The sequence below is a fragment of the Massilia horti genome (genome assembly GCF_004614195.1).
Taxonomy (GTDB): Bacteria; Pseudomonadota; Gammaproteobacteria; order Burkholderiales; family Burkholderiaceae_D; genus Telluria; species Telluria horti.
The window spans coordinates 37,228-53,661 of record NZ_SPUM01000008.1 but is presented as its reverse complement, the minus strand read 5'-3'; the positions used below and the strand labels follow the sequence as shown (position 1 = coordinate 53,661).

20 protein-coding genes are annotated in these 16,434 nt (G+C 66.5%); 8 read left to right on the top strand and 12 right to left on the bottom strand.

Translation table 11 applies throughout. The features are described from left to right. The first annotated feature begins 49 nt into the window (after window positions 1–49). Window positions 50–1,198 carry a GGDEF domain-containing protein gene (locus tag E4O92_RS01670; RefSeq protein WP_135188007.1) on the top strand — a complete coding sequence of 383 codons (1,149 nt, stop codon included), beginning with the start codon at window positions 50–52 and terminating at the stop codon, window positions 1,196–1,198. On the opposite strand, the gene E4O92_RS24670 is transcribed toward E4O92_RS01670, so the two are convergent. The 4 genes from E4O92_RS24670 to egtD all read right to left on the bottom strand — a co-directional run bounded on the left by E4O92_RS24670 (window position 1,195) and on the right by egtD (window position 4,630). Next, window positions 1,195–1,359, bottom strand: coding sequence for a hypothetical protein (locus tag E4O92_RS24670; RefSeq protein WP_167759662.1), 165 nt, complete (start codon window positions 1,357–1,359; stop codon window positions 1,195–1,197). The two genes, E4O92_RS01670 and E4O92_RS24670, sit on opposite strands and share 4 nt — an antisense overlap. 151 nt (window positions 1,360–1,510) lie before the next feature. Further along, on the bottom strand, window positions 1,511–2,443 hold the full coding sequence (locus E4O92_RS01665; protein WP_135188006.1) for a YihY/virulence factor BrkB family protein: 933 nt from the start codon (window positions 2,441–2,443) through the stop codon (window positions 1,511–1,513). After that, window positions 2,440–3,666, bottom strand: a complete 1,227-nt coding sequence (egtB, locus tag E4O92_RS01660; RefSeq protein ID WP_135188005.1) for an ergothioneine biosynthesis protein EgtB — start codon at window positions 3,664–3,666, stop codon at window positions 2,440–2,442. The genes E4O92_RS01665 and egtB overlap by 4 nt, the downstream gene beginning before the upstream one ends. Window position 3,667: 1 nt before the next feature. Continuing rightward, window positions 3,668–4,630 (bottom strand): L-histidine N(alpha)-methyltransferase, encoded by a 963-nt coding sequence (gene egtD, locus E4O92_RS01655; protein ID WP_229482903.1) that lies wholly within the window; start codon window positions 4,628–4,630, stop codon window positions 3,668–3,670. Window positions 4,631–4,787: 157 nt separating this feature from the next. On the opposite strand from egtD, the gene E4O92_RS01650 reads away from it, so the two are divergent. Both E4O92_RS01650 and E4O92_RS01645 read left to right on the top strand, forming a co-directional pair. Then, window positions 4,788–5,459, top strand: a complete 672-nt coding sequence (locus E4O92_RS01650; RefSeq protein WP_135188003.1) for an ABC transporter ATP-binding protein — start codon at window positions 4,788–4,790, stop codon at window positions 5,457–5,459. 156 nt (window positions 5,460–5,615) lie between these two features. Then, window positions 5,616–5,903: a hypothetical protein gene (locus tag E4O92_RS01645; RefSeq protein WP_135188002.1), complete on the top strand. Its 288-nt coding sequence runs from the start codon at window positions 5,616–5,618 to the stop codon at window positions 5,901–5,903. A 31-nt stretch (window positions 5,904–5,934) separates the two neighbouring features. Here the strand turns inward: E4O92_RS01645 and E4O92_RS01640 are convergent, their stop codons facing one another. The 4 genes from E4O92_RS01640 to E4O92_RS01625 all read right to left on the bottom strand — a co-directional run bounded on the left by E4O92_RS01640 (window position 5,935) and on the right by E4O92_RS01625 (window position 9,024). After that, window positions 5,935–6,459: a hypothetical protein gene (locus E4O92_RS01640; protein ID WP_229482901.1), complete on the bottom strand. Its 525-nt coding sequence runs from the start codon at window positions 6,457–6,459 to the stop codon at window positions 5,935–5,937. A 79-nt stretch (window positions 6,460–6,538) separates the two neighbouring features. Next, on the bottom strand, window positions 6,539–7,480 hold the full coding sequence (locus tag E4O92_RS01635) for a Ppx/GppA phosphatase family protein (RefSeq protein ID WP_135188001.1): 942 nt from the start codon (window positions 7,478–7,480) through the stop codon (window positions 6,539–6,541). A gap of 90 nt (window positions 7,481–7,570) precedes the next feature. Next, window positions 7,571–8,719: a GGDEF domain-containing protein gene (locus E4O92_RS01630; RefSeq protein WP_229482899.1), complete on the bottom strand. Its 1,149-nt coding sequence runs from the start codon at window positions 8,717–8,719 to the stop codon at window positions 7,571–7,573. A 29-nt stretch (window positions 8,720–8,748) separates the two neighbouring features. Continuing rightward, complete coding sequence (locus E4O92_RS01625) at window positions 8,749–9,024, bottom strand: hypothetical protein (protein WP_135188000.1); 276 nt, start codon at window positions 9,022–9,024, stop codon at window positions 8,749–8,751. 132 nt (window positions 9,025–9,156) lie between these two features. On the opposite strand from E4O92_RS01625, the gene E4O92_RS01620 reads away from it, so the two are divergent. The 3 genes from E4O92_RS01620 (at window position 9,157) to E4O92_RS01610 (ending at window position 13,211) form a co-directional block, all read left to right on the top strand. Continuing rightward, a complete protein-coding gene (locus E4O92_RS01620; protein WP_135187999.1) occupies window positions 9,157–9,960 on the top strand; it encodes a spermine/spermidine synthase domain-containing protein in 804 nt (267 codons plus the stop codon). 101 nt (window positions 9,961–10,061) lie between these two features. Beyond that, window positions 10,062–12,911: a bifunctional diguanylate cyclase/phosphodiesterase gene (locus E4O92_RS01615; protein ID WP_135187998.1), complete on the top strand. Its 2,850-nt coding sequence runs from the start codon at window positions 10,062–10,064 to the stop codon at window positions 12,909–12,911. Window positions 12,912–12,992: 81 nt separating this feature from the next. Further along, window positions 12,993–13,211 (top strand): hypothetical protein, encoded by a 219-nt coding sequence (locus E4O92_RS01610; RefSeq protein WP_135187997.1) that lies wholly within the window; start codon window positions 12,993–12,995, stop codon window positions 13,209–13,211. A gap of 15 nt (window positions 13,212–13,226) precedes the next feature. Here the strand turns inward: E4O92_RS01610 and E4O92_RS01605 are convergent, their stop codons facing one another. Both E4O92_RS01605 and E4O92_RS25300 read right to left on the bottom strand, forming a co-directional pair. Continuing rightward, entirely contained in the window at window positions 13,227–13,604 is a 378-nt protein-coding gene (locus E4O92_RS01605) for a hypothetical protein (RefSeq protein ID WP_135187996.1), read from the bottom strand. Window positions 13,605–13,671: 67 nt separating this feature from the next. Next, the gene (locus E4O92_RS25300) at window positions 13,672–13,803 is read right to left on the bottom strand and encodes a hypothetical protein (protein ID WP_267873775.1); all 132 of its coding nucleotides are present in this window, start codon (window positions 13,801–13,803) and stop codon (window positions 13,672–13,674) included. Window positions 13,804–13,989: 186 nt separating this feature from the next. Between E4O92_RS25300 and E4O92_RS01600 the strand changes: the two genes are divergently transcribed. Next, the gene (locus E4O92_RS01600) at window positions 13,990–14,193 is read left to right on the top strand and encodes a hypothetical protein (protein WP_135187995.1); all 204 of its coding nucleotides are present in this window, start codon (window positions 13,990–13,992) and stop codon (window positions 14,191–14,193) included. A gap of 53 nt (window positions 14,194–14,246) precedes the next feature. On the opposite strand, the gene E4O92_RS01595 is transcribed toward E4O92_RS01600, so the two are convergent. Further along, a complete protein-coding gene (locus E4O92_RS01595) occupies window positions 14,247–14,447 on the bottom strand; it encodes a hypothetical protein (protein ID WP_135187994.1) in 201 nt (66 codons plus the stop codon). A 328-nt stretch (window positions 14,448–14,775) separates the two neighbouring features. Then, the gene (locus E4O92_RS01590; RefSeq protein WP_135187993.1) at window positions 14,776–15,081 is read right to left on the bottom strand and encodes a 2Fe-2S iron-sulfur cluster-binding protein; all 306 of its coding nucleotides are present in this window, start codon (window positions 15,079–15,081) and stop codon (window positions 14,776–14,778) included. Window positions 15,082–15,192: 111 nt separating this feature from the next. On the opposite strand from E4O92_RS01590, the gene E4O92_RS01585 reads away from it, so the two are divergent. Beyond that, window positions 15,193–16,164, top strand: coding sequence for a L,D-transpeptidase family protein (locus E4O92_RS01585; protein ID WP_229482897.1), 972 nt, complete (start codon window positions 15,193–15,195; stop codon window positions 16,162–16,164). Window positions 16,165–16,434 lie beyond the last annotated feature (270 nt).

Sequence of the window (16,434 nt, the reverse complement as noted above, 5' to 3'; positions counted from 1 at the left end):
AGGCAAGCCGGCACCAGTCGGCGCCTGATTATTCACGCACTCCGACACAATGCCGACTCATCTTGCAGCGCCCGCTGCGCCTGCCGCCCCGGCCCGCTACTGGCTCGGGCGCCTGTCCGACGTCGTCCTGACCACCGACGATAAACAGCGCCGCTGCCTGACTGTCCTGCTGCTCGCGTCGCTGGTCAAGGCGATCTCGGTCGCACTGTTGGCCTTCGGCGCCATGTCCGGCATGGTCCGCGCGCATGATGTGACCATGGTCGGGTTGCTGCTGCTGGTGACGATCGCCGGCTTTTACGTGGCGATCCGCAGTGGCTGGAACCGGCGCTGCGCCGATCCGACGCTGTCCTTTGCCCAGACGATCGCGGCCCAGACCCTGATCGCCGCCGTGTACGCGATTTCCGGCCCGATGCACCCGGCTGCCTTGTCGGTGTTCGCACTGGTCTTGGTGTTCGGGATGTTCAGCATGCGCGTTGAAGCGGTGCGCACAGTCTGCCTGTACACGCTGGTACTGGTGGGCTCGGTGATGGCCTGGCGTGCCCGCACCGATCCGCACCTCTATCCGGCCCGGCTCGAAATCATCTATTTCGTGCTGCTGGCCACCGTGCTGGGGATGATCTCGCACCTGTCGGCGCAGCTGATGGGCATGCGCCAGCGCCTGAAAACCCAAAAGGCCGCACTCGAAAACGCGCTGGCGCGCATCCAGCAAATCGCGACCCGTGACGAGCTGACCGGGCTGCCGAACCGACGCAACATGATGGACCAGTTGCACGAGCACGCGCTGCGCCGCGCGCGCGGCGGCTCGTCGTTCTATGTGGCGATGGTCGACCTGGACCACTTCAAGGAAGTCAACGACACCTACGGCCACGCGGTCGGCGACGACACGCTGCGCGCGTTCGCGTGCCAGGCGCAATCGGTGCTGCGCAATACCGACATCATCGGCCGCTGGGGCGGCGAGGAATTCCTGCTGCTGCTGCCGGAAACCCCGCCGGGCGAACCGACCGTGGGCATCGAGCGCCTGCGCGCACGCTTGGCCACGCTGGCGGTCTGTCCTGCCGTGCCCGAATTGCGGGTGCGCTTTTCGGCCGGATTTACCCGCTACCGCGAAGGCGAACCGGTGGATTTGGCGATCGAGCGCGCCGACCGCGCGCTGTACGAGTCCAAGGCGGGCGGCCGCAACCGGACGGTGGTGCTCTAATCGCCCTGCAGCGCGCTCGCGTGATACGGTTCAGGGTCACGCACCACGCTAGGGCGCCGCAGGCCGGCGATCACCCAACCGAGCATCAGCATGATCAGCACGGCCGCCGCGAACGCCAGGATCACCGGCAGCGGCAAGTTGAGCAATGCAGCGAGACGCATGACATCCCTCCTGTTGTTTTTGCGCGCCGTGTTGGCGCGGCGCAAGAGGTACTCTGCCACTGCTTAAAACGGGTCCAATTGATCTAGAACAATACCTGTGCACGGGAAGTGCCACTGTCGCCGCCGCGCCACGCCACCCGGGCGGCATGGCTCAGCGGTCGGGCCGGGTCGTCAGCGCCTTGGGCTCGTGGTCGGGATGGTCGCTGCCGACCCGCTCGTATTCGGCGATCACCTGGGCGCCGAACAGCAGCAGGGTCGCGCCGATTTCCAGGCTGAACATCACCACGATCGCGGTGGTCATCGAGCCGTACACCACGTTGACCTGCGACAGCGTGGTGAAATACCACACCAGCACCCGGCGCGCGATTTCCCACAGCAGCGCCGCGGTGACCGCGCCCACCAGCGCGTGCGGCAGCGATGGCCGCCCCACGGGCATGATCAGGTAAATCGAGGTCAGCAACAGGATTTCGCCGCCCAGGCCCAGCAGGTACAGCAACGCCCCCGAGATGCCGTGCAGCGACCAGCGGTGCGCGAACAGCTGGATGTATTCGTGGCCCATCACCTGCAGCGCGCCGGACACCAGCGTGACCAGCAGCACGCCGAAGCCGAGCGCAATCACGTAGCAGTAAGGCAGCACCGCAGAGACCAGGAAATGGCGGTGCCGCACCACGACCCGGTGCACGAAGATCACGCTCATGGCATTTTCCAGCACGGTGAACGCCAGCGAACTGAAAAACAGCATGGTCACGCCCAGCACCCAGGTGATCACATCACGGTTCTGCAAAAAGACGTCGACCTCGTGCACAATCGAACGGGACTGGCTGGGCACCAGCATTTCCAGATAGCGCTGTATCGTGAGCAGCAACTCGGCCTGCTCGATGAAATGCGACAGCACCACCACCACCAGCATCAGGAACGGCACGATCGACAGCAGCGCATAGTAGGCCACCGCGCCGGCCAGCAGCAGCCCCTGGTTGGCGCGGAAGTGCTTGATCGCCTGCATGAAAAAGGCGAGCGGATGCGCCAGGATGTAGGCATTGGCGCGCCGGGAATGCAGCCGGCGCCGCACGCGTGCCGGGTTCATCGCGCCAACCTGATCCCTGTAAATTGCCAGCGGGCAGACGCAGGGAAGAAATTGCGGTAGCTGGCGCGCGCATGGCCGGGCGGCGTGGCGCACGAGGAACCGCGCAAGACATATTGATTGACCATGAACTTGCCGTTGTATTCGCCGATCACGCCCGCGGCCGGCGCAAAGCCCGGATACGGGGCATAGCTGCTGCTGGTCCATTGCCAGCAGGCGCCGAACATCTGGGCCAGGCCCGGCCCCGCCGGCGCCGGATGCAGCGAACCGCGCGCTGCCGGCACCCCCTGGGCCGGCAGCTCCTGGACCGCCAGCTCCCATTCCGCTTCCAGCGGCAGGCGCGCGCCGCGCCAGCGCGCGTACGCATCGGCCTCGTACAGCGAGACATGGGTCACCGGACGCGCCAGGTCAAGCGGCGCCAGCCCGTGCAGGGTGAATTCATTCCAGCCGCGCTCGCCCGCCACCCAGTACAGCGGATGCGCGAGCACGCCCGCGGCGACCAGCTCCCATCCCTCGGACAGCCACAGCGCCGGGTCGCGGTAACCGCCGGCCTCGATGAATTCCAGGTATTCGCCATTGGTCACCAGCCGCGCGGCCAGCGCGAACGGCGCCACATAGACACGATGGCGCGGCAGTTCGTTGTCGAAGCAAAAACCGTCGCCTGCGTGCCCGATTTCCACGAGGCCGCCCTGGTAGCTCAGCCATTCCAATGGCGGCACCTCGTTCGACACCGCGCTTGCCCCCGGCAGGTAGGCCGGGGACAAAGGATTTTGCGCCAGCAAGTGCTTGACGTCGGTGAGCATCAGCTCCTGGTGCTGCTGTTCGTGCTGCAGACCCAGTTCCACCAGCGCCCCGAGTCCAGGATCCGCACAGGGCGCGGCCAGCAGCTGCGCCATCCTGCGCTCGACGTCGGCCCGGTATTGGTGCACCTCGTCCAGCGACGGCCGTGTGAGCAGGCCCCGCTGCGGCCGCGGATGCCTGCTGCCGATGCCGTTGTAGTAGGAATTGAACAGCACCCGGAATGCCGGATGAAACGGCGCGAAGCTCGCCTCGTGCGCCGCGAGGACGAAGGTTTCGAAGAACCAGGTCGTATGCGCAAGGTGCCACTTGACAGGGCTGGCATCCGGCATCGACTGGGCGCAGCAGTCCTCGCTTGACAGCGGCTCGGACAAAAGCAGCGAGCGCTGGCGAACGCTGTCGAAGGCGCGCTGCAGATGACCATCCATCTCAGGTCACCGCCTGCGCGTGGATCACGGTGAACCAGTGGCGCGCATCGGTCCACATCCTGGTCGCCTCGAAGCCGGCCTGCTCGAGCAGGCGCACCGCATCGGCCTGGCGGTACTTGTAGCTGCTCTCGGTATGGATGCGCTCGCCGGCGCGAAAGCTGCGTCCCCCGCCCTGCCAGCGTACCGTCTGCAAGCGGCGCGCCTCCAGGTGCATCTCGACCCGCCCCTGCGCCTCGTGGTAGAAGCTGTGGTGGCGCCACTGGCGCGGGTCGAAGTCCGCACCGATCAGGCGGTTCACGTGGCGCAGCACGTTCAGGTTGAACGCGGCCGTGACGCCGAGCGCATCGTCATAGGCGGCCTGGAGCGTGGCACGGTCCTTGGCCAGGTCGATTCCGATCAAGAGGCCGCCGTCGTCGCCGCATTGCCCGCGCACCCGCAGGAGAAAAGCGCGCGCCTGCTCAGGCGTAAAGTTGCCGATCGACGAACCCGGGAAGAAGAACAACCGGCGCTGCGCGCGCACGCTCGGTGGCAGCTCCAGCCGCTCCGAAAAATCGAGCCCGAGCCCGGTCATCTCGATGTGCGCAAAGCGCTGCCGCAGGTTCTCCAGCGCCTCGCACAGGAATTCGCTTGAAATGTCGACCGCGACATACTGCGCCGGCTGCAGCAGCGGGAACAGCTTGGCGGCCTTGGCGCAGTTGCCGGCGCCAAGGTCGACCAGCGTAGCCCCAAGGCCGGCGACGCGCGCGATCTCGGCGCCGTAGCGCTCGAAGATCGACGCCTCGGTGCGTGTCGGGTAATACTCCGGCAGCTCGCAAATCGCCTCGAACAGCTTCGATCCCAGCGCGTCGTACAGGAACTTGGGCGAAATCCATGCGTCGCGCGCGCCCAGCCCAGCCAGCAGTTCGGCGGGAACGTGGGCGTTGTCCGGCGGTCGTCGAGTTTCACTCGTGCATGTCGTCAGCATAAGGTTTATCATTCGTGCGGCCGCCCCACGGGATGCGGGATGGCTGTAGGAGATGTTGCTGCTTTTGCCAGCATAGCCGAATCCTGATCTTCCAAGCGCCTGCTTGATTGCGCCCCCATTTCCCCTCGAAAGACAAGAGCCCGCTCCCTGCCAAGCCATGCTGGAACTGATCGAACTGTCCAAATCTTACAGCGGCCGCCCGGTGCTAAGTAACCTGTCGCACGCGTTCCGCGCCGGCGAATTCGTCGCCATCATGGGCGAATCAGGCGTGGGCAAGTCGACTTTGCTCAATCTGATCGCGGGCCTGGATACGCCGGATGCCGGCCAGGTGCTGGTCGACGGCACCCCGATGTCGAGCCTGGACGACGAAGCCGCCACCCGCCTGCGCCGCACGCGCATGGGTTTCATTTTCCAGGCATTTCACGTGCTGCCGCACCTGACCTTGCGCCAGAACGTCGCCTTGCCGCTGCTGCTTAACCGTGAGCCGGCCGGGCGCGCCGAGCACATGCTGGCGGCGGTCGGCCTGGGCGGCCGCGGCGACGACTTCCCGCGCCAGCTCTCGGGCGGCGAACTGCAGCGGGTGGCGATCGCACGCGCGCTCGTGCACCGCCCGGCCCTGCTGCTGGCCGACGAGCCCACCGGCAACCTCGATCCGGACACCGCGGCCGGCATCCTCGACCTGCTGCGCTTTGAAATCCGCGCGAGCGGGGCGGGCGCGATCATGGTCACCCATTCCAGAGCCGCGGCCGCGATGGCGGACCGCATCCTGGTCCTGACGCGTTCGGGGCTGAATGATGCAAGTTCCCAGCAGAAACAGGAACGTTCATGATAGTTAGGCCATGAAGCGAGCGCCGCGCCAAACGAGATCGTAGTAATATCGCAACCAACCCACCACTCGCATCGACAAACCAACATCACGGTAGGGCGTTTTCCAAAACCAGTCGGCCTGTCCTCAACCCCAGTTTTGCGAACGATGGAGGAGTACATGAGCGTACGGCAAAAGAAACAGGAAATGCTTGCCGCGATGCACCGCGCCCGGGCGCTTGAGCCATCGAGCTTCGTGCCGAACCCGCTGCTCGACACCCTGATCAAGACCATGCACCTGAAGAACGACGCGGAGCTGTGCCGCGTGCTCGAGGTGCAGCCGCCGATCATCAGCAAGATTCGCCATCGCAAGCTCAACGTCGGCGCGACCATTCTGCTGCGCATGCACGAGAAGTCGAACATCCCGATCCGGGAACTGAAGGAATTGACGAACGCATCGATGCATTGAGGCCGGGCGCGCCCCGGCCGGCGGTGACGGTTCAGCTTGCGCGCGGGCGTCCCGTCTTCAATTGCGGCAGCGTCGCCAGCACAGCCTGGAGGCTTGCCGCGTCAAGCTGGCCGACCAGCGCCACGCCAATGCGCAGCAGTTCACTCTTCTTGATCTCAAAGCCGGCTTTCAGGCACGCCTTCTTCGCTTCGGCCAGCACCGCGTATTCCTGTTCGGGCATGGTGAAGCTGTCGCGCACCAGTTTGGGATTGCCGATCGGCGCGGCGGCCACCGGCGCGGCCTTGGCCGGCGCCTTCGCAGTCTTGGCCGCGGCCTTGACCACTGCTTTGACGGCGCTCTTGGCCGCCACCTTTGCGCCCGGCGCCGGTTTGGCCGCCGTCTTGACGGATTTGGCGGCCGCCGGCTTGGCGAGCACCTTGGCGCCGGACTTGGCCGCCGTCTTCGCGGTTGGCCGGGTCGTCTTTGGCTTTGCGGGGCTCTTCGCCTGGGCTTCCTCCGCCTTTGTTACCTTGGCTGCCTTCTTCACGGCAGGCCTGGCGGTTGGTGACTTGGCCATCGCATACTCCATTGTTTCAAAAAAGCGAAACAATATATACGATTGGAGGCGATTGCTGCAACGCGTCAGTAATCGCGGTTCAGGCCATGGCCGCCCCGCACGATCGCCGCTGCAGGTCCCACAAGACGCCGCTGCGCAATCCGGCCTGCATCGGCAGCAGCTCGTCGATGCCCAGTTCCTCGACCAGCCCGGCCAGGAGCGCCACCGCGCCCGCCAGATGGGTGCCCTGCCCCGGCGCCAGCCCGGTCAGTTCCAGGCGCTGTGCTGCGCCCGCTTCGACCAATCGCGCCCGCAGCGCCGCAAGGCCGCAGGCGCCAAGCCGGCCATCGCCCAGTGCGTTATCAAAGATCACACCGGCGACGGTGCGGATCACGCTTGAGGACCCATACGCGGCGTCCCAATGACGCGCGTGGTACAGCGGCGCGGCATCGGCGAACCTGGCGCGCGCCGACGCAACCGCGGCCGCGAACGAGGAGGCGCCAATGCTCCCGTCCGGGAAGAACGACAGGCTCTGCCGCAGCACACCGGCGCCGGACGATTCGGCACGGCCTACGTCGCCACCGCATCCCAGCACCAGGCGGGTGGCGGCGGTGCCCAGGTCCAGCACGAGGCGCCGCTCCCTGGTCGCCGGCAGCGCACTGGCCACGCCCTGGTACACCAGCGCGCCCTCATCAAACGGGGTGATGACCTCGACCGGGTGGCCGAGCGCCTGCGCGGCCGCCGGCAGAAACACGTCGGCATTGCGCGCAACCCGCAGCGCCGTGGTCGCGACCGCGCGCACCGCGACCGGACTTGCCGCCTCCAGCCGCGCGCGGAATGTGCGCAGGCAGGCCAGCGCGCGCCGCATGACGGCCGGGGTCAGGCAGCCGTCTTCATCCAGCCCGGCGGCAAGTTGGACCGGCTCGGCGATGCTGGCGAGCAGGCGCAGCCCTGCGCCGTCAGCGCCGGCTACCGACAGCCGAAAGCTGTCGGAGCCCAGTTCGACCGCGGCCCAGGTCGCGGCCTTTGCAACGTCGATCATGGTGCAGTCCCGAATCCGTGGATGGAAAGCTGCAGCATAATCGCGCCACATGACGCGCCGATGACGCCTTGAATTACGCCTTAAGTCGCGCTACTCGGGCACGGTGGCGGCCGGGGCCAGCTCGACCCGGTTGCGACCGGCCTGCTTGGCCGCCTGCAGGGCCTGGTCGGCACGCTGGAACAGGGTCACCGTGCTGTCGTCGGCGCGGATGGTGGTAACGCCAAAGCTGGCCGTCAATTTGACCAGCGCACGCCCGGTCTTGACAGCGGTCGATTCGAGCGCGGCGCGCACCCGCTCGGCCACCAGCGCCGCCTCCTCCAGCCCGGTGCGCGGCAGCAGGATCGCGAATTCGACTCCGGTCAGGCGCCCCAGCTGGTCACTGTCGCGCAACTGCCGGCGGCACACCTCGGCCAGCTGGCGCAGCACCACGTCGCCCGCCGGGTGGCCGTAGCTGTCGTTGACGCGCTTGAAATTATCCAGGTCCAGCAGCACCAGCGCGGTCGCGTGGCCCGGGCGCCGTGCCAGCGCCATCCATGGCGCCAGCGCGTTCAGGAAGCCGCGCCGGTTCGCCACGTCGGTCAGCGGATCGATGACCTGCATCCGCGCCAGTTCCTGCTGCAGCCGCTCGCGCGCCAGCAGCAGGCTGCCGAAGGCGGAGAGCAGCGACAATACATACAGGGAGGCGAGCGAGATCTGGCGCAGCAGGGCAAACGAGAGCCAGCCCCGGCCTTCCGGCAGCGGCATCAGCAGCACGCCGCGCGCCGCCAGTGCCAGCGCCAACAGCGCGATGGCGAGCGCCAGGAAGCGCTGCAAAATGGACGCGGCGCGCCATGAGTGCGCCAGCGCCGCCGCCTGGGCCAGGTAGAACAGGCCGAGGATCAGGGAATACACCACCGCGCCCAGCAGCGTCTCGTCGACCAGCCAGGCCAGCAGGAACAGCACGGCCGCCACGCACAGCAACGGCACCAGAATTGGCCGCCAGCGCTCGCTGCCCGCGGCTTCCCACTGCGCGCCGGCCTCGATCGCGATACCGGCGAACAGCAGCAGCGAGCCGCCCGGCAGCGCCAGCGATCCCGGCACCTTCCCCAGCGCGCCAAAATACAGCAGCAGCCAGGCAATCGCCTGCACCTGGCGCGCCACGCTCCACAGCGACAGCGCGGGCGATCCGGGCGCACCGGCAGTGAAGAAGAACAGCGGCACGCACAGCGCCAGGTTGCCCAGCGCCAGGGCAAGGGCCATGGTAGTGGCATCCATCATCGCCACGCCGCTCAGAATTCGTGTTCCACGCTGGTGGTGCCAGCGCCGATCCGGCTGGCCCAGGCCTGCGCCAGGAACGCCTGTTCGTCGGCGCTCGGGGCTGCGTGCCAGAACGCGATCAGGGTTCCCTTGTGGTCGTGCAGCTGGTCCAGCTTGTCGACAAGCCCGTCGCAGCCGGCGCTGTCGGCCAGCGCCATCGCATAGCCATACACGCGGTTGAGCCGCTCGAGCCGGTCCGGTTCGAGCGGACTGTCGGTGGCGGTGAGAGTGGGATGGTCCAGGAACATAGCGTCTTTCGCGTGGATACGCGGGCAGCTTATCAGAAACCGATACTTAACAACAAGCTATGTTCCCGGGGCCGAGGTGCTTGCCTCCGGGTTCACGTGCCCTTCCCGCCTCCCTTCTCGTATACTCGCGCCATGCCGCCGCTCCCACAACCCGCCGATTCATCGCCCCCTACGGCCGAGCCGCCGCCGCTGGTGCGCACGCGCGCCGGCCAGCGCACGCTCGAATTCACGCCGGGCGACGTGCAAAGCGCCATGCTGCTGGCGCGGCCAAACGCGCTGGTGCTGGCCTATGCGCGCGCCATGATGTGCTTTGCCCTGTTCGTCCCGCGGCCGCGCCACATCGTCATGGTCGGCCTGGGCGGCGGGTCGCTGGCCAAGTTCTGCTACCGCCACTTTCCCACGGCCCGGCTCACGGTCATCGAACTGCGCGCGGACGTGATCGCGCTGCGCGACCAGTTCCACGTGCCGCCCGACGACGAGCGCTTTACGGTGATCCAGGCAGACGCGGTCGACTACGTCGGCAGCCTTTCGGCCAGCGCCGACGTGCTGCTGGTCGACGGCTTTAACGCCGACGGCCTGCCGCCGGCGCTGGGCAGCGAACAGTTTTACGTGAACTGCCGGCGCCTGCTGCGCGAGGGCGGCGTGCTGGTGGCGAACATCTTCAGCTATGACCCGAACTACGAGGCCATGCTGGCGCGCCTGCGGCTGGCGTTCGGGCACCGGATCTGCTGGTTCGACGGCATCGCCGGCAACAACCGTATCCTGTTCGCGGCCAGGCCGGGCCCCCACGACACCCGCGCGCAGCGCATGCAGCGCCTGGTGGCGCGCCGCAACGGGCTTGGAATGGGCCTCTTCAACCGGTTGCTGGCGCGGCTGGTGGTGCTCTGGCTGGAACGGCGCGCCGCCTGGCCGTCGCCGCGCAGGGGCCGGCATTGACAATTTGTTTGCCGGAACAACCAGTTTTATGACACACTGCGCGGATTCATGCCAGATGGCAATCCAGTTTGGAACCCGACCACAGCTCACGGACCCAGGAAATGTCGCATCGCCGCCTGCCGTCATCGCTTACTCTTGCGGCGGCCCTCACGCTCGGGGGCGGACTTGCCGTTTCCTGCGTCCTGTTCGCGGCGGTCAGCCACCTGGAATACGACAACATGCGGCTGGCATTCGAGCAGCGCGCAGGCACGCGCGTGGCCGCGCTGCGCCAGGGACTGGAGGGGGCGGTCGAGGTGCTGACGGTCACCAACCAGCTGTTGGCTTCGGTACATCCCGTCACGCGCGAACAATTCCACGATTTCACCACCCCGCTGCTGCAGCGTAATCCGTTCATCAAGTCGTTCAACTTCCGCCGCGCGATAAGCGACAGCGAGCGCCCCGCGCTGGAGGCCGAGCTGCAGCGCGTGCGCCCGGGCACCGTGATCACCGGCCTCAAAGGCGGCCAGCTGGTGCCGGCGCCGCAGCACACGCCGCACGACGTGGTCACCTACCTGGAGCCGCTGGCGGGCAACGAGGATGCGCTCGGCTACGATGCCGCCAGCGACGGCGAGGTTAAAGCCGCGCTCGAACGGGCCCGCGCCACCGGCCAGCCGGCCGCAACGAGCCTGGTCAACCCGGTGCCGGACCGGCCCGGGCAGGCTACGTTCCAGGTCGTGATGCCGGTTGCGGGAGCGAACGGCGCGCTGATCGGCGACACCGCCGCGATCATTCACGGACGCGAGCTGGCGGCCGGGATCCTGTCGGCGGCTGGCCTCTTGGCCGAGCCCGGGATCGAACTGGCCGTGTACGCCGACCGCATCGCCGTTCCCGCGCACCTGATGTACGCCACCGTCAACGGGACCTCAGTGCAGGAGCCGGACCGGCTGGCGCAATGGCTGGCGCCGGACTACAACGACCAGATCTCGCGCAGCTTCACCGTCGGCGGGCGCACCTGGCTGGTACAGGCAACGGCGTCGCCACGCCCGTTCCTGGCCGACCATCTGGGCTCGACGTCGCTGCTGGGCGGCGGCATCCTGTTCACGTTGCTGATGACCACGTTCGTGCAGGCCTCGGGCCGGCGCGCGCGCCGCATCCAGCAGCTGGTGCGCAAGCGTACCTCCGACCTGCGGCGCAGCAACCGGCGCCTGATCGACGATGTCGTCGCCAGGCAGCGCACCGAAAAGGCGCTGCAGGCGAGCGAGCAGCGCTTCCGCCAGCTGGTGGCGATGTCCTCCGACTGGTACTGGGAGCAGGACGCCGAGCTGCGCTTTACCACCGTGACCGGCGGCTTTTCCGGCAAGGCCGGGGTGTCGGTTGAGCGGCTGCTGGGCAAGACGCGCTGGGATTTCGTGCCGGCGCTGCGCGATACCGATGCCGGACGCGAGCACATTGCCCAGGTGCTGGCGCATGAACCGTTCCACAACTTCGAATACCAGTCGATCGACGACAATGGCGAGACCCGCTGGTTCCTGGTCAACGGCCAGCCGGTGTTCAACGAGGAAGGCCGCTTTGCCGGCTACCGCGGCACCGGCAGCGACATCACCGCGCGCAAGCTCACCGAACAGCGCGTGCACCACGTGGCCCAGCACGACGTGCTGACGGGCCTACCCAACCGCTCGCTGCTGCAGGACCGCCTGCAGCAGGCAGTCTCGTACGCGACCCGCAGCGGGCACCCGGCGTGGGTGATGCTGATCGACCTGGACCGCTTCAAGTTCGTCAACGACAGCATGGGCCACAAGGCCGGCGACGTGCTGCTGGTGACGGTGGCGGCGCGCCTGCGCTCGTCGCTGCGCGATTCGGACACGGTGGCGCGCCTGTCGGGCGACGAGTTCGTGGTGCTCCTGTCCGAGCACCAGGACCAGAAGCTCTCGCCGGACATCGTGCAGCGCGTGATGGATTCGGTGGCGCAGCCGGTGATGCTGGGCACCAAGGAGTTCATGGTCACCTGCAGCATTGGCGTGGCGGTGTATCCGAGCGAAGGCACCCCGGCCGACAGCCTGATCGAGCACGCCGACATCGCGATGTACCGCGCCAAGAAGCTGGGCCGCAACAACTTCCAGTTCTACACTCCGGCGATGAACGAGGAATCGCAGGAGCGCGTGCGCATCGAGGGCGCGCTGCGCAATGCGCTGGAGCGCGACGAGCTGATGCTGCACTACCAGCCGCAGGTCGACCTGGCCACCGGCAAGATCGTCGGCATGGAGGCGCTGGTGCGCTGGCAGCACCCGGAACTGGGCATGGTGCCGCCGACGCGCTTTGTCGGCGTGGCCGAGGAAACCGGCCTGATCGTGCAGATCGGGGCCTGGGTGATGCGCACCGCCGCGGCCCAGAACAAGGCCTGGCAGGACGCCGGCCTGGGCCGGCTGCGGGTGGCGGTGAACCTGTCGGCACGCCAGTTCGGCGCGGCCGACCTGATCGAGAGCATCGAGCAGGTGCTGGCCGACACGGGCCTGGCCCCGGAGTGCCTGGAGATCGAGCTGACCGAGAGCCTGTTCATGAGCGATGTGACGCCGGCGGTCGAGCTGCTGCACCGGATGAAGGCGCTGGGCGTCTCCCTGTCGATCGACGACTTCGGCACCGGCTACTCGAGCCTGTCGTACCTGTCGCGCTTCCCGATCGACGTGCTCAAGATCGACCGCTCGTTCGTGGCCGACATCACGCATGACGCTAACGACGCCGCGATCGTCACCTCGATCATCGCGCTGGCGCACAACCTGAAGCTGTCGGTGATTGCCGAAGGCGTCGAGACGCGCGAGCAGCTCGACTACCTGCGCAGCCACGGCTGCGACGAGATGCAGGGCTATTACTTCAGCCGGCCGCTGGCCGCCGACGAGTTCGAGCAATTGCTGCGCCAGCAGCGCACCCTGCCGGCCCCGGCCGCGCTACTTCCCGAGGATGCGGTCCCCGCCTGACTGAAACAATTTTTATTGGCAAAACAGATACCATTGCCATACAATAGCAATGTCTCTTTAGCAATACTCGAGAATGGAACCATGATCAATGAAATCAATAGCGAGCAGGCGCTCGCCGAGCAGGAACAGGAGCGTCGGCAACGCACCGACATGCGCACGCGCGACCTGGTCAACCAGGCGGTCGCATCGATCCCGACGCTGGGATTGCAGCGGGCCGCGGAATTCCTGGCGGCGATGAACGTGCCGGCCGAAATCGCGGTGCGCACGCTGGTCTACCCGCACCGCCGCCGCCCGCGCTGATCCGCCCCGGCTGTTTTATCCCGGCCGGCGCCCTTCCTGGGCCGCGATGTCGGCCAGCGATTCCTGGCCCTTGCCGGTGATCGCAAAGCCGCCCTCCGTGCGCGGCACGATATGCGCCTTGCGGCCGAGGAACTGGGCCACGTCCGGCTCGACCGGCGCGCCGGGGTCCGCCGCCAGCGCTTGCAACGCCTGCACGCAACGGCGCAGGAACAGCACTTCCCCGCCTTGTTCAGTCAACGCCAGCTTACCGTCCCGGCCAAACTGGATCAACTTCAGGCCCGCCAATTTCTTGGCATTGCGCCCGACGCAGGCATTTACCTTGATGTGACGTGCGCCGGACCGGATCTGTTCCAGCGCATCGTACTCGTCGGTCGTCAATTTATCATTCTTCATGTGCCGCTTCTCCAGCTGTGGGGGCCGCCATGCTAACCGCTGCGCCCGCACAGCGCAATGGCGGCCTTTAGTGCTGGCTTGCCAGCAACGCCAGCGCGGCAGCGGCGAGTACGCCGATCGCCAGCGCGACCTGGACCCAACGCGAGCTCAATACAGAGTGACGGCCCAGGTAGATTTTGTTGTGCAGCGAATTGCCCATGACACGCTCCAAGCAGAAACCGACTGATGAGTAATTATAGAAACATTGCGCAAATCATATGTAAAATACTGTCACCAGATGCAACATTTGTATCCTGTAGACAACAACCATCCTCCATCGTATTGAGCGCCAGCCGGGCGGCCGGACTGCTAGGATCGCACCTGCACCACGTACTGGAGTAACGACATGAATCGATCCAAGTTCCTGCATGACCCAGGAGTCAAGGGCCGACCTTACCTGGAAGAAGCGGACATCGGCAGTGGTGAAAAGACCCCGGCCGAACTCGAAACCGAGGACATGATCCGCGAAATCCCGCCCTTGCCACCATCCAACCCCTCCTCCCAGGCCACCGACGCCACCCGTCGGCCGGACGAGCCACCCACCCCCTGACCGGCGGCCAGGAGCAGCGCCGGCGTTACCCCGCCGACGCTACCCCGCCGACGTTACCCCTGAGCCGCCCGGATCGGCGGCTCGGGCTGGGTCGGCTCCTGCACCGGCGCGTGGGTCGGCAGCGGCACATCGTCCGGCACCGGGAACGGCGGCGGCGGTTGCTCTGGCGGCGGCGTTTCCGGATCAGGTGTCTGGTGCGCGATCAATGCGTCTTTGGCGCCGGTCGCGACGATCAAGTCGGATGTGCTGCTCATGGTTTTCCTTTCTGCCAAAAAACATCGTAGCAATCCGTGCCGGCAGGTCATTGTTCCAAATCAAACGCGGACAGGCTGGCGCCCGCTGCCGGCTCTGGCTCGGGTATCGCCTTTGGTGAAAAAGCTACGTTTTCACCCAGCCTAGCATGGAAGTCCTGAGACAGCTTTCAATCGTGCGCAGGGGGATTGTTGCCGCCGCTAAAAGGTCAATCCAGCAGGGCAAGACAGGTCGACGAGCGCATCCCGTAGGGTGTGCAGCTGCGCTGCGCACACCGTTAGCGGTTCAGCCAACCGGCCCCGGAACGCCGGCGCGGTGCCGGCGAGATGGTCAGGCCGCCCGCGTACGCGCTGCGAGCGGCACGTCCAGCACCAGGTCAGCCTGCGCCAGCGCCACGCAAGGCAGGATATAACCGTCCCGCTTTTCCTCGGGCGACAGCCCGGGCCACTCGACCCGGTAACGGACGCTGCCGCTCGTCATCTGGCACAGGCAGGTGCGGCAGGTGCCATTGCGGCATGAACTGGGCAGCGTGACACCGGCGGCCTCGACCGCTTGCAGGACGGTGCTTCCGGCTGGCGCGGGCATGCGCCAGCCAGCCGGCAGGAGGGTGATGATAGGTGTGCGGGTTTGGCTCATCGCGCCGATTGTACCGGCTGGAAAGTACTCCTGCCTGAGTTCGTTCCCGCACAGACCGGATTCTGACCTGCAACTACATTGGACTCGGTTTCGTAAACGCAGGAATCTCAGTTGAAATCACTTTTTGTATCCGCCCTGGCCAGCCTGCTGGCCCTTGCCTTCCACTCTGTCGCGAGCGCGCAAGATGCCGCACGCGCTACGCTCCCGCCCGCTTCCGCGGCGGCCGACCAACAGGCGCAGGAGGCCGAACGAATCCTGCGCGCCCAGGTGCTGCTCGATCGTGCCCATTTCTCGCCCGGCGAGATCGACGGCGCCTACGGCTTTAACATGCGCCAGGCACTGGCAGGGTTCCAGAAATCCCGCGCGCTGCCCGTCAGCGGCCAGCTCGACCAGGCAACCTGGAACGCGCTCAATGCCGACAACACGCCGACCCTGGCGACTTATACCATCGAGCAGGCCGACGTGGCCGGCCCGTTCCGGCCGGTCCCGGAGGACATGGTGGCCAAGGCCGCGCTGCCCGCGCTCGGCTATTCCTCGCCCCAGGAAGGACTGGGTGAAAAATTCCACGCCAGCCCCGCACTGCTCGAGCGCCTGAACCCGGGCAAGAATCTGTCCCGCGCCGGTGAACAAATCCTGGTGCCCAACGTGCTGGGCAGCGCGGCGCTGCCGCAGGCCGCGCGGGTGGTCGTCAGCAAGAATGGCCGCATCCTGATGCTATACGACGCCAGCAACCGGCTGCTCGCGCAGTATCCGGCCTCGACCGGCAGCGAGCACGACCCGCTCCCCATCGGCAAATGGAAGGTCAACGGGGTTTCGCTCGACCCGGTCTACAACTACAACCCCAAGCTGTTCTGGGATGCGGCCCCCGGCGACAAGAAAGTGACGATCGCGGCGGGCCCCAACAACCCGGTCGGCGTCGCCTGGATCGACCTGTCCAAGCCGCACTACGGCATCCACGGCACGCCCACCCCTGCACTGATCGGCAAGACCGAATCACACGGCTGCATCCGCCTGACCAACTGGAGCGCGGCGGAAGTGGCCGGGCTGGTCGCGGCGGGTACCGAGGTTGTCCTGCAGGATTAAAACCGCCCGGCCGGTCCGTTTCTCCTTGCCTGGTGAATCAGTTTGCCGGGAAATCACGCCCGCACAGCCGATGCGTATCCGATGCTCGCGCGCGTTTAATCGTCGGATAATCGCGCCCGCATTTGTTCGGTATCTCCGTATTCATTTCATTTAGTCTCCGGACTGTTTCGGCTGCTTTTAGTTTCAGTTGCAGCGCTCCGGCACGCTTGGTGCGGGCTAAACGGAACAGCAAAAAACAACTCTACAATTATCACGTTGTAGGTTCATTAA